At 62.7% G+C, this 12,359-nt stretch carries 11 protein-coding genes; 3 read left to right on the top strand and 8 right to left on the bottom strand.

From position 1 onward, the window contains the following. Nucleotides 1-92 precede the first annotated feature (92 nt). Together OKW52_RS13590 and OKW52_RS13585 are read right to left on the bottom strand one after the other, a co-directional pair. Entirely contained in the window at nt 93-758 is a 666-nt protein-coding gene (locus OKW52_RS13590) for an alpha/beta hydrolase (protein WP_264506195.1), read from the bottom strand. 11 nt (nt 759-769) lie between these two features. Further along, the gene (locus OKW52_RS13585) at nt 770-1,399 is read right to left on the bottom strand and encodes a DNA-3-methyladenine glycosylase family protein (protein WP_264506194.1); all 630 of its coding nucleotides are present in this window, start codon (nt 1,397-1,399) and stop codon (nt 770-772) included. A gap of 167 nt (nt 1,400-1,566) precedes the next feature. Here OKW52_RS13585 and pgi point away from each other — a divergent pair, with 167 nt between their 5' ends. Continuing rightward, nucleotides 1,567-3,192: a glucose-6-phosphate isomerase gene (gene pgi, locus OKW52_RS13580; protein ID WP_406622261.1), complete on the top strand. Its 1,626-nt coding sequence runs from the start codon at nt 1,567-1,569 to the stop codon at nt 3,190-3,192. A 122-nt stretch (nt 3,193-3,314) separates the two neighbouring features. Here pgi and OKW52_RS13575 read toward each other — a convergent pair whose 3' ends face one another. Continuing rightward, nucleotides 3,315-4,151, bottom strand: a complete 837-nt coding sequence (locus OKW52_RS13575; protein WP_264506192.1) for an alkaline phosphatase family protein — start codon at nt 4,149-4,151, stop codon at nt 3,315-3,317. Between the two features lie 156 nt (nt 4,152-4,307). On the opposite strand from OKW52_RS13575, the gene betC reads away from it, so the two are divergent. Continuing rightward, a complete protein-coding gene (gene betC, locus OKW52_RS13570) occupies nt 4,308-5,813 on the top strand; it encodes a choline-sulfatase (protein ID WP_264506191.1) in 1,506 nt (501 codons plus the stop codon). 1 nt (nt 5,814) lies between these two features. On the opposite strand, the gene OKW52_RS13565 is transcribed toward betC, so the two are convergent. From OKW52_RS13565 to OKW52_RS13555, 3 genes are all read right to left on the bottom strand, one after another. Beyond that, nucleotides 5,815-6,201 carry a hypothetical protein gene (locus OKW52_RS13565; RefSeq protein WP_264506190.1) on the bottom strand — a complete coding sequence of 129 codons (387 nt, stop codon included), beginning with the start codon at nt 6,199-6,201 and terminating at the stop codon, nt 5,815-5,817. A gap of 282 nt (nt 6,202-6,483) precedes the next feature. Then, entirely contained in the window at nt 6,484-8,148 is a 1,665-nt protein-coding gene (locus tag OKW52_RS13560; RefSeq protein ID WP_264507706.1) for a DUF2339 domain-containing protein, read from the bottom strand. A 20-nt stretch (nt 8,149-8,168) separates the two neighbouring features. Continuing rightward, a complete protein-coding gene (locus OKW52_RS13555) occupies nt 8,169-9,056 on the bottom strand; it encodes a DUF2339 domain-containing protein (protein ID WP_264506189.1) in 888 nt (295 codons plus the stop codon). A gap of 88 nt (nt 9,057-9,144) precedes the next feature. On the opposite strand from OKW52_RS13555, the gene rpe reads away from it, so the two are divergent. Continuing rightward, nucleotides 9,145-9,846: a ribulose-phosphate 3-epimerase gene (gene rpe / locus OKW52_RS13550; protein ID WP_264506188.1), complete on the top strand. Its 702-nt coding sequence runs from the start codon at nt 9,145-9,147 to the stop codon at nt 9,844-9,846. A gap of 280 nt (nt 9,847-10,126) precedes the next feature. Here the strand turns inward: rpe and OKW52_RS13545 are convergent, their stop codons facing one another. Together OKW52_RS13545 and tsf are read right to left on the bottom strand one after the other, a co-directional pair. After that, nucleotides 10,127-10,999 carry a helix-turn-helix transcriptional regulator gene (locus tag OKW52_RS13545; RefSeq protein ID WP_264506187.1) on the bottom strand — a complete coding sequence of 291 codons (873 nt, stop codon included), beginning with the start codon at nt 10,997-10,999 and terminating at the stop codon, nt 10,127-10,129. Nucleotides 11,000-11,359: 360 nt separating this feature from the next. Continuing rightward, nucleotides 11,360-12,268, bottom strand: coding sequence for a translation elongation factor Ts (gene tsf, locus OKW52_RS13540; RefSeq protein WP_264506186.1), 909 nt, complete (start codon nt 12,266-12,268; stop codon nt 11,360-11,362). Nucleotides 12,269-12,359: the final 91 nt, after the last annotated feature.

Genomic DNA, 12,359 nt, shown 5'->3' with positions numbered 1-12,359 from the left:
GGTGTTTTACCCCTGACAACCCCGCGAAATGCGGGACGGGGACAGGATGACGTGATTGCGTGACAGCTCTGCGACGCGAGGCCGCGCGCTGCCTATTGCGGCAGCTTTTCGCGCAGGAATCCCAGCGCCAGCGACAGGCCTTCATTGTCGATGGAATGGCCCAGCCCCTTGCAGACATGGGCAAAGGTTTCGAACCCGGCAGCGACCAGTGCGTCGGCAGCTTCGGGTAGGCTTTGCACCGGGACCATCGGGTCGGCATCGCCATGAATCAACAGGATCGGCAGCTTGCTGACGGTTTCAGCGGCCAGCGTTTCCGGTTGCAGCAACCGGCCCGAGAAACCGACCAGTGCGGCCAGCGGGGCAGGGCGGCGAGGGGCGATGTGAAGGCTCATCATCGTGCCTTGGGAAAAGCCGACAAGCGCCAGCGCCGAGGGCTCCAGCCCCTCATCGGCCAGAACCTTGTCGATGAAGGCGTTGAGATCATGCGCCGCCTGCTGTTGTCCCGCCAGCGCCTTGCTTTCCTCGGAGCCATCAAGCCACGGGATCGGAAACCACTGATAGCCGAACGGATTGCCCTGACAATTCTCAGGCGCGTCGGGGGCATAGAAGGCGGTCTTGCGCAGATGCGGTGCCAGCGGATCGGCCAGACCCAGCAGGTCGGCCCCATTGGCGCCGTAGCCATGCACGAAGATCACGACCGAGGTCGCCGTGCCCTTGGGCGCGCCCTTGCGGGCAGAGGTCAACGGACGAGGGGGCATGGCAGCTCCTTTCAGGTAACGCCTTCACGGCTTTTCGCGTGATGGTAGTAGTGCCACAGCATCCCCGCTGCAACCGTGCGCCAGGGCGTCCAGGCCTCGGACATCGCGCGCATCGGCTTCTCGCGCGGGCGCTCATTCAGATCGAACAGCAGGCGCGCAGCCTCTTGCAGCGCCAGATCGTTGGGCGCGAAGGTATCGGCGCGGCCTAGGCTGAACATCACGTAGATCTCGGCAGTCCAGCGACCAATGCCCGGCACGGCGGTCAGGGTCTCGACGATATGGACCTCAGGCGCATCGCGCAGCGCGTCGAAATCAATCCCCGCCTCGGCCAGTGCCTTGATATAGCGCGCCTTTTGCCGCGACAAGCCGTTGGCGCGCAGGGTCTCATCGCTGGCGGCGGCGAACTGTTCTGCGCTCACCAGCGCGGCGGCCTCCAGTTTGCCCATGATCGCGCGGGCCGAGGCGACCGAAACCTGCTGGCTGACAATGGCGCTGACCAGCGCCTCGAACCCGTCGCCGCGCCTGCGCAGCGGCGGCGGGCCGCACAGATCAAGCACCGCGGCAAAGCGCGGCTCTGCCGCGGCGAGCCAGTCGGCACCCTCGGCCATACAGGCGTCGCTGAACAGAATACGCGGTGTCATGCGGCGTATACTGCACGCCAGAACCGGCGCGGCAAGCCCCCGGCTGTTGCATGATCACGTCACACCCGAGTCGAAAACGGCGCCACGCTCAACCAGAACGCTTTTGCTCTGGGCAAGGCATTCCGTTCTTGGCATGAAAGGGCAAGGGAAACATCTCTGGAAGTGTATTGATGAACTATTGGGCCGCACTGAGCGATCGCCAGCGCGACGTTGCACAACGACCGATCACCGCGCTTTTTGACGCGGAATCCCGCGCCAAGGCGTTTTCCGTGACTTTGGAGACCCCTGCGACGGGTCCAGTTCTGTTCGATTATTCAAAGACCAATCTTGATACCGAAACCCGGGATCTGCTGCTGGATCTGGCCCGCAGCTGCGATGTCGAGGGCCGTCGCGATGCCATGTTCGCCGGCGAAAAGATCAACGAAACCGAAGATCGTGCTGTGCTGCACACCGCGCTGCGCAACCTTGAGGGCAGCGTTGCCGTCGACGGCGTGGATGTCATGCCTGAGGTGCGCGCGACGCTGGCCCGCATGGAAACCTTCGCGCGCGATCTGCGCGACGGGCGTATTCGCGGCGTCGGCGGGCGCATTACCGATGTGGTGAATATCGGCATCGGCGGCTCGGATCTGGGCCCGGCGATGGCGGCGCGGGCGCTGGCGACCTATGCCGACGGGCCGCGCTGTCATTACGTGTCCAACGTCGATGGCGCGCATATCCATGACACGCTGGAAGCGCTGAATCCTGAGACGACGCTGGTGATCGTCGCCTCGAAGACCTTTACCACCATCGAGACGATGACCAACGCGCAGACCGCCAAGGCCTGGATGTCGCGCGCCGTCGCCGAACCGACCCGGCAGTTTGTCGCGCTGTCGACGGCGCTGGACAAGACCTCGGCCTTTGGCATCGATCCCGCCCGCGTCTTTGGCTTCGCTGACTGGGTCGGCGGGCGCTATTCGATGTGGGGGCCGATCGGCCTGAGCCTGATGATCGCCATCGGCCCCGAGGATTTCCGCGCCTTTCTGGCCGGGGCCGCGGCGATGGATCAGCATTTCCGCGACGCGCCGCTGGTCGACAACATGCCGGTGATGCTGGCCATGGTCGGGGTCTGGCACCGCCAGATCTGCGGTTATGGCGCGCGCGCCGTGCTGCCCTATGATCAGCGTCTTGCGCGGCTGCCGGCCTATCTGCAACAGCTTGAGATGGAATCGAACGGCAAGAGCGTGGCGATGGATGGCAGCGCGCTGACCACAGCCGCCGGACCCATCGTCTTTGGCGAACCGGGCACCAATGGCCAGCACGCGTTTTACCAGTTGATCCACCAAGGCACCGATGTCGTGCCGTGCGAATTTCTGCTCGCGGGTCAGGGACAAGAACCCGCCATGGCCCACCAGCACCGCTTGCTGGCGGCCAATTGTCTGGCGCAGGCCGAGGCGCTGATGCGGGGCCGCTCGTTGGATGAGGCGCGGGCGCTAATGAAAGCCAAAGGGCTGAAGGGCAAAGAGCTGGAGCGTCAGGCGCTGCACCGGGTCTTCCCGGGTAACCGCCCGTCAACCCTGCTGCTGTACCCCCGGCTGACCCCGGCGATGCTGGGGGCGATCGTCGCCTTGTACGAGCACCGGGTGTTTGTCGAAGGGGTGGTGCTGGGCATCAACTCGTTTGACCAATGGGGTGTCGAGCTGGGCAAGGAGCTGGCAGTGCAGCTGTTGCCGATGATCGACGGGACCGCGTCTGCCGAAGGGCGCGATGGCTCGACCGCGGCGCTGGTTGCGACGCTGCGCGAGCTGGGTATCTGAGCGCATTGGTGGACCGGGCAGGGGGGCCAGCCCCCTCTGCGCGTGCCGCGCATTCACCCCCGGGATATTTCCAGACAGAAAATGGGGTGCGGTTAACAGGGTGTTAACCGCGCTTTGTCTTTTCAGCTGAGGAACGCGGGGTGTTTCATCGTCTCGGGGATGGCGGCCCCCAGACGGCTGAGGATGGTCGGCGCGAGCTGGCGCTGGTCAATCAGAGTGTCCGGTGCTGGTCCGTCGGCGGGGCCGAAGTAATACAGCGCCGCGTCCTGCTGGTCCGCGCCGGTGCCGCCATGGTGCCCGCGCTGTGACTGGCCGTGATCAGCGGTAACGATCACCTCATAGCCCATTGCCAGCCAGCCCGGCAGGAACTTGGCCAGCATTGCATCGAGCAACGCGCAGCCGTGGTCCATTTCGGTGCAGTCATGGCCAAACCGGTGCCCCATGCTGTCGAGCGTGCAGGTGTGCAGGATGCCGTAGTTCAGCGAAAAACGCTGACAGAGCGAGCTTAACGTGGCGAAGAGATCGACATCCGACGGCGTCGCCTGGTTGATGTGATCATACCCTGTCATCGTGTGAAAGCGCCCGTGGTTGATGGTCGGGCTTTCCGGTTCATCATACTCGATATCGCGAATATAATCAAAGGGGTGGCGGTTGAAGAACTCGCTCCACCAGCTGTGCGTCACGGCCCCGGTGACGCCACCTGCCTTGCGGGTTTCGCTGAACACATCGGGCATGTCGACGCGTTGGATATGCCCGTTGGACAAGACGCCATGCACCTGAGGCGCCACGCCGGAATGGATCGACGCATAACACGGCCCCGACATCGATGGCAGCATCGCGCGGATGCGCCAGACGCGCGCGTCGCCATTGGCGACCCAGCCCTCAAGGCAGCCAAAGTAGCGCCGCCAGTTGGCATAGGGCACGCCGTCGAGGATAATGAGCAGCAGTTTGCGGTCCATGGGGGCACCTTTTGTCTGAAACTGAGCGCAGACTATGTCAGGGCGTCCCGAGACGCCAGCCGTCGCAAAGCGGGTGGGGTATGGTCGCTATTGTGCTGGCAGGCGGGGCTGACATGGGTCAACATCACCGCGCAACCTCTTGAATAAAGGCCCGTGATGAGCACCCCCAACATCCTGATCCTGATGGTCGACCAGCTGACCGGTACGCTGATGGCGGATGGCCCTGCGGCGTTCTTGCACGCACCGAACCTCAGGCGGCTGGCCGCGCGATCGCAGCGCTTTACCCGGGCCTATTGCCCCAGCCCGCTGTGCTCGCCGGCGCGCGCCAGTGTCATGGCCGGGCAATTGCCCCGCCGGACCGGGGTTTATGACAACGCGGCCCCCTTTGCCTCAGACATCCCGTGCTTCACCCATCATCTGCGCAGCGCCGGGTATCAGACCACGCTGTCGGGAAAGATGCATTTCGTCGGGCCGGACCAGCTGCACGGGTTTGAGGAGCGTCTGACCACGGATATCTACCCCGCCGATTTTGGCTGGACCCCGGACTACCGCAAGCCCGGCGAGCGGATCGACTGGTGGTATCACAACCTCGGATCGGTGACCGGCGCGGGGGTTGCCGAGATCACCAACCAGATGGAATACGACGATGACGTGGCCCATCTGACCTGTCAGAAGCTGTTCGATCTGGCGCGCGGCCATGATGCGCGGCCATGGTGCCTGACGGCCAGTTTCACGCACCCGCATGACCCGTTTGTGGCACGGCGGAAATACTGGGATCTGTATGAGGGCTGCGCCGAACTGAACCCGCCCGAGGGGCTGGCATGGGAGGAGCAGGATGCCCATGGCAAGCGCCTGCTGGAGAGCTTCGATTACCAGAACTTCGAGGCGAGCGAAGAACAAGTTCGCCGCGCAAGACGCGGATATTTCGCAAATATTTCCTATATCGACGATAAAATCGGCGAGATCCTTGATGTGCTTGAACGCACGCAACAGGAGGCGGTGATCGTTTTCCTGTCCGACCATGGCGAGATGCTGGGCGACCGGGGGCTGTGGTTCAAGATGAACTTCTACGAGAACTCGGGCCGGGTACCGTTCTATATCGCGGCGCCGGGTCTGGGGGCAGGGCGCGTGGATCAGCCGGTCTCGACGCTGGATATGCTGCCGACCCTGTGTGATCTGGCGGGCATCGACATGGCGAAGATTGCACCCTGGACAGATGGTGAAAGCCTGTTGCCGCTGATGAATGGCACTGGCGGACGGGGGCCGGTGCCGATGGAATATGCCGCCGAGGGCACCGTGGCACCGATGGTCGGACTGGTGGACGGGCCGTGGAAATACATCGCCTGTGCAGCGGACCCGGAACTGCTGTTCAATCTGGACAGCGATCCGGGCGAACGCGACAATCTTGCCACGGATCCGGCCTATGCGCCGGTGCTGGAGAGATTGCGCGCCATGGCCAAAACGCGCTGGAATCTCAAGGACTTCGATGCTGAAGTTCGCGCCAGCCAGGCACGCCGTTGGGTGGTGTATGAGGCGTTGCGCCAAGGCACGTACACCGATTGGGACTATCAGCCTTACCGCAATGCTGCCGAACGCTACATGCGCAACCACATGGACCTGAATGTGCTGGAGGATGGCCAGCGCTTTCCGCGCGGCGCTTAAGTCAGGGCAGTTCCAGCAGTCGCACGCGCAGGTGCGTGCAGACTGCGCTGACCTCGCGCAGCACCAGTTCCGCACGGGGCAAGGGTTTGGTGACCGCAAAAAGGTCACCGCGATACCCGAGTGCCTCAAGCATCAACGCCAGATCGACGATGTCCCAATCCTGGGTCATCAGCGGTCCGATGATGACGTCCGGGCGGACCGAGGCAAGCATCTTGTGACCAAGCATCGATTTGCGCGTCAGAATGACGCTCTGCCGTCGCGGGTTTGGTGTGAGGACACTCATCGCTTGCTGCGCGTCGACCACAAGGATCGTCCGCGCATCGGCCAACTCACCGGAAAACGCCACCGGCGCGGACTTATCCGGCGCAGGGGCTTTGCTGTGTATCATGCCGACCAACTCCTGCCGGGGCATATCTTGCAAGCCATTATACAGCTTGGGGCAATTACAGTCCAAACAGATTACGATCGTATAAAGAATTCGAAACTAAATTAACCAACAAGATCGACCGAGTCCTTGTGTTGCCACGGTAGCGCCAGTCGCCGTATTTTCAGCGCGTCTCAGCATCTTCCGGCAAAGCTTTGTATTTATGGCAGTTTCCTTGCCACAACCTCGGCCTGCAAGTGTCCATATATTACATAATACAGATTATTGGACTAATGCATGCCCCGATCATTCCGGCCCCTCAGCAGCATCGCGCCCATCCATTCGAGCGCTGATCCAGGCGTTGAGCCACGCCAAACCGGCCAGTGACAAGCCCAGCCCCAGAAAGGCCCCTGCGCGCATCAATCCGCTCAGTCCCGCTGCATCAATCAAGAAGGCTTTGGCCGCGGCAAGAGCGATCAGCACAAGTCCCAGCCGGCGATACTGCACGCGGCCATGGTACAGCGCCATCGCCATGACGACAGCGCCGGCAACGAGCAGCGCGACGGTATAGGCATAAATCTCGCCCTGGGCAAAGCCGTGCCGCAGTTGCATGCCGCTGGCGCCTTGCCACAGATGGCGGATCATATGGCCGCACCAGACCGCGCCCAGAAGTACCGCAATGACACGCCCCGCCTTAGCCAGCCGTCCGGTTCCATGCCGTGCCGCGATCCACACCATCAGCGCCGGCAGACCATAGGCCAGCATCAGGTCATTCAGGATCGGCCAGCCGACCACAAAATCGTTGCCGAACAAGCCGCCGCCAAGCAATGGCGACACCAGCGTACAGAGCACGACACTCCACGCAGCCGCAGCCAAGGCCAGCAACAGCGCCAGGAGTTTGCGCACACGGGTCATCGCCACACTACCCTGCAAACGCTGTGCCCGCAAAAGCTGCACCCGGCTCAGCGCAATCAGGGTCGCGGTTTGAATGCCAAGCGTCGCGTGGTCGGTGATGTTGGAAAACATCCGTGCCAGCAGCACGGTCACGACGATCGGAATGATCCCCGACAGTGCCGTTTCGCAGATGATCCGGCCCCAATCGCGCGCGGCATGGGCTGGCATCGCGCGGATCAGCGCCACTGAAACCAGAGGCCCCGCCAGAACCGCCAGCAGTGTAAGGCCGGTGTCGACGGCGTCGTAGCTGCCCGTCATCAACGGTTGCAGCCCCGGATCGACGACCAACCGCCAGCCCATCGTCATCGCGCCCAGACCCAGCACCCAGCCCAGACTGGGGATCTTGAAGCGCCGGTCCATCGCGGCGCTGGCGACCATCAGAACAGCCAGAGCGACAGTCAGCGCCGCCGCACTCAGCACCAACATCAGCGCCAGTGCGATCATCGTGATGGCCGCTGCCCCGGCAACGCCCAGACGGCCGCCCTGCCCGTCATCACGGCGCGCAAACCACAGTGTCAGCGCCGTCAACCCGGCGGCCAGCGCCATGATTGTCGCGGGCCAGCCAAAGCCCAGCAAGGTTTGCGGCTGCCAGAACAGTTCGACCGCAATAGCCGTCGCGCCGGGTGTTGCGACGGCCAGCAGCGCCCACAATGTCCGGCGCGGCGCTTCGGCAGCGTCGCTGCGTGCGACCATCGCCAGCCCGGCCAGCGCGGCGAAGGCAACAGCTGTTTGCGGCAGCCATCCATAGGCGTTGAGCACGAAAGCCAGCAGCAGCGGCGTCGTTGTCAGACTGCTGGCCACGACCAACGGCAGCGTCAGAGCGGCGACCAGCGACAGGCTGTCGAGCGCCGGGGCGCGCCGGGTCCAGAGCGGCACCAGCAGCGCCAGTGCCCCTGCGGCGAGGATGCCTTCGGGGGCCTTGATCCGGGTCACGATGATCCCTGCCCCGACGACAACAGCCAGCGCGGCGACCAGAACCTCAGGTTTCGGGCGCGCTTTGCGCCACTGTTGTACCATCGGCCCCGTTGCGCGCGGGATCAGCGCGCCGCCGGGAAGCGCCAGTGCCAGAAACACCACAAAGAGCGTGAGCAGCGCCAACCCGTCCGCAGGGGCGTTTGCCGCATGAATAAGCACGCCTCCGGCCAGCGGCGCAACCACGGCCAGTGCCGAGATCCACCCCCAGCGCCGCAACCCGTCGATGGCCAGCCCCATGGTGGCGATGAGCGCGAAATAGCCATAAAGGATCGGGCGCGGCGCGCCCCTTCGCCCAGCAGGAACGGCGCCGCCGCCCCGGCCAGAACGCCCATCGCGGCCAGTATCGGACCATGCATCCAACCCAGCGCCATCGAGAGCGCCGAGATCAGGCACAGCGCGATCAGCGTAGCCTCGGGGCTCAGCAGATCATACAGGTGATGCGCGGCCAGCACGCCCGCCAGCAGCGCGGCGATACCGCCCCCTGCCAGCGTCGCGGGAACTTGATGCGCACGCGCGCCCCAGCGGCGGCGCAGGCCCTCAGCGGCAAGTATCAGCGCTGCCCCCGACGCCAGCGTCAAACCGATGCGGGCCTTGGGGGACAACAGACCTTTGTCAATGGAATATTGCACCAGATAGATCCCGGCCATCACCAGCGCGAGGCCGGCCACGGGATAGATCCAGTTGGCGCGCATCCACGCGGCAAACGAATTCAGTGGCGCGGCAAAATCCCGCTTCGGCACGGTTTCGACCGTCGGCGTCGGGGCCTTCGCGGCTGGAACAGGGCGCCACGGTGCTTTGGAGGCCGGTGGCGCCGTTGGCTGCTCGCCACCCTGCCCCAGGTGCGCCTCAAGCTGCGCAACCCGATCGCTCAGCCTGCGCAGGCGTTGCAGCGCCAGCCACACCAACCCGGCTGCGAACAGGGCAATGACAAAGGTGAGCGTCTCAAACACGCCGAGATCTCCAATATTGGTGGACGCAAGCCGAGCGATGGCTTAGGGCCAGAGGCGAAAACCCTGCCATAGACGGACCCCGCGCGACATGACTTTTTCTCATCAGATCAAGATCGCTCCTTCGATTCTCAGCGCCGACTTCGCGGATTTCGGCCGCGAGATTCAAGCCATCGAAGCGCAAGGCGCAGACTGGGTGCATGTTGACGTGATGGACGGGCATTTTGTGCCCAACCTGACCTTTGGCCCGCCCGCCGTCGCCGCCTTTCGCAAACATGTGAAGACCGTGATGGACGTGCATCTGATGATCGCGCCGGTTGATCCGTATATCGAGGCCTTTGCGACCGCGGGCGCGGATATCATCACCGCCCATGTCGAAGCCGGGCCGCATATTCACCGCACCCTGCAAGCCATTCGCGCGACAGGAAAAAAGGCTGGTGTTGCGCTCAACCCCGGCACACCGGCAGACGCGGTGGCGCATCTGCTGGATCTGACGGATCTGGTTTGCGTGATGACGGTCAATCCCGGTTTTGGCGGGCAGAGCTTTATCGACATGACGGCAAAAGTCCGCGCCCTGCGGGCGATGATCGGTGACCGCCCCATCCATATCGAGATCGACGGTGGCGTAACGCCGCAAACCGCGCCGCTGGTTGCCGCTGCCGGTGCCGATGTGCTGGTCGCTGGCTCGGCGGTGTTCAAAGGTGGATCGGTGGCGAACCCCGCCCCGTACGGTGCCAATATCCGCGCCATCCGCGAGGCCGCGGAACGGGCGACGGGCGCGCAGCTGGCCTGAGCCCCAGGGTCTTGGAGAGCATAGAAATCCGGTGCGGCAGCGACCGCACCGGAAATCCTTGCTGCATCGGGTTGGGTAGAGATACGGCAAGAAACACGCCCTTCGAACGCGCAGAGAAAGACCCCCAATCCCGGTTGGATGGATCAGGAGCTTGCTGTTCGATCACTCGTTAATAACATATTTATACGTTTGATTCAGAGTTTGTGGCAGTATGTTAAACCATACCTTGCAGCCACGCAATTTTACGAAATTTCATCAAGAAGTCACGTCTTGCCGCGCGTCAGCGGCGAAGCGGCGTAACGATCCCATTCCTTTCAGCGGGCAAACGGACTGGCAGGAAAACCTGATTCAGAAATGCAGCTTTTATCAACGCATGAGCTGTGGTTTCGACACCCAACGTCTCGCGCGCAAGCCGCAGGTGCTTTTCGACTGTCGGCGGCGTGATGCCCATGATCTGCGCGATATCGGCCGTTGTCTTCCCGTTGCCAACCCATTCCAGAACCTCACGTTGTCGCACCGTAAGGCGGCGGCCCGGGATGTGATACGGCAGGCTGACAAGGCACAGATGCGCCACCGAAGCCGCGGTGAAGATCACGTCACGATTAACCTCGAGCTGCGCGTCGACCTTGACCTGACTGATCCCCCGCCGCGCAGCCAAACCCATCACCGCCCGCCCGCGCGTGCGTTCTTGGGGAAAACCGATTGTGCAACCGACACTCAAATTGTTGCGCTCGAAAAAACCAAGCGCCTCATCGGTTACTTGACGTTCAAGCGCAATCCCCGATTCTTGTTCCGTCATGGACCAGCTGGCAATTCCCGCATTCTCCAGCGCCCAGCCAAAGCTGGCATTCATCCGGTAATACTGCTTTTCAATCAGCGTGGTGATAACGTCATCGGCCAGCGTTGATAAAACGACGTATTCGTCGGGTGCCGACATGACCGGGCCGCGCAGATCCGGTGAATAGCCGTAGATCACGTGATCAAAACCGAGGTCGGCAAAGAAGCGGCAGAGAAGCGACCAGAGGATCTCGCGGTCAGTTGCGGTCAGAATCGCCGTCAGGAACGTTGCAATTCCCGGCAAGGCGCGTGGTTTGGTTCCACTGTCCGAGAGAGGCGCCCTGCCCGACGTTTGACTGATCGCTTGGTGCTCCATGCCACTCGTCCGCTTCATTTTATTTCCATATGAGAATTGCTGTCTGAATTTTCAGGGAATGTCGAGCGGCACAGGAAAAATGCGCACAATTAAGCGCCTTTATGGCGCGGGTCGAGACGAGCGGAGAATCGCCGGATCGAGTATTATTATTTATTATCAGATAATTATGACCCATTGTTGAGACTATAACCTCTTACTCTCTCCCTTGATCAATGGCGGCTTTTCGCCGTTAGCGATACCGCCACACGCTGCGCTGTCGCGAGATCGCGAACAAAAGACGCCCGACCGCCGGGACCGGAGCAACGAAAAAGGGGCGGCGCTTGATGCGCCGCCCCTTTGGATGTGACAATGGATGTTGGCTCAGCCAGCGAGGGTCTTGGCAACCTCGGCGGCGAAATCCTCTTCCTTCTTCTCGACGCCTTCGCCAACGGCGACGCGCGCAAAGCCGGTGATCTCGACGCCAGCCTCTTTCGCGGCCTGCTCGACCGTCAGGTCGGGATTGATCACGAAGGCCTGGCCCAACAGCGTGTTTTCCGCCAGGAATCGCTTCATGCGGCCCGGGATGATGTTGTTATGGATCACCTGATCGGGCTTCGGCTTGTCGGCCGTTGCGTTTTCTTCCAGCGCCTTGGCGGTCTGCACCTGCAGCTCGCGTTCGGCGACGGTGGCGTCCATGGTGGCTTCGGACAGCGACAGCGGTGCGGTTGCAGCGATGTGCATCGCGAACTGCTTGCCGATTTCCTGTGCCTTGTCAGCCGGGCCGTTCAGCGCGACCAGCACACCGATTTTGCCCATGCCTTCGGCAGCTGCGTTGTGCACATAGGACACAACGGTCGTGCCTTCGAGCAGGTGCATGCGGCGGAAGGTCATGTTTTCGCCGATACGCGCGATGGTACCGTTGATGACGTTCTCGACGGTGTCGCCGTTCAGATCGGCAGCCTTGACCACCTCGACCGACTCGCCGGTTTGCAGGGCGATGCGGGCAACGTCGCGGACCAGTTGCTGGAAGTCTTCGTTCTTGGCAACGAAGTCGGTTTCCGAGTTGATCTCGATCGCCACGCCACGGCCACCGTCGACGGCAACGCCGATCAGGCCTTCAGCGGCAACACGGTCGGATTTCTTGGCGGCCTTGGCCAGGCCTTTGGTGCGCAGCCAGTCGATCGAGGCTTCCATGTTGCCGTCGTTCTCGACCAGAGCCTTCTTGGCGTCCATCATGCCAGCGCCAGTCGTCTCGCGCAGTTCCTTCACCATCGCAGCGGTAATCGCCATGGGTCAAACTCCTTGATTGGGATGCGGGCAGGGTTGCCCCTGCCCGATGTCAAACCTGTGTCAGTCGCGTCCCTAAATGGGCAGCGCTGGA

Source organism: Pararhodobacter zhoushanensis (assembly GCF_025949695.1).
GTDB lineage: Bacteria > Pseudomonadota > Alphaproteobacteria > Rhodobacterales > Rhodobacteraceae > Pararhodobacter > Pararhodobacter zhoushanensis_A.
This window is presented reverse-complemented; position numbering and strand designations above follow the sequence as displayed.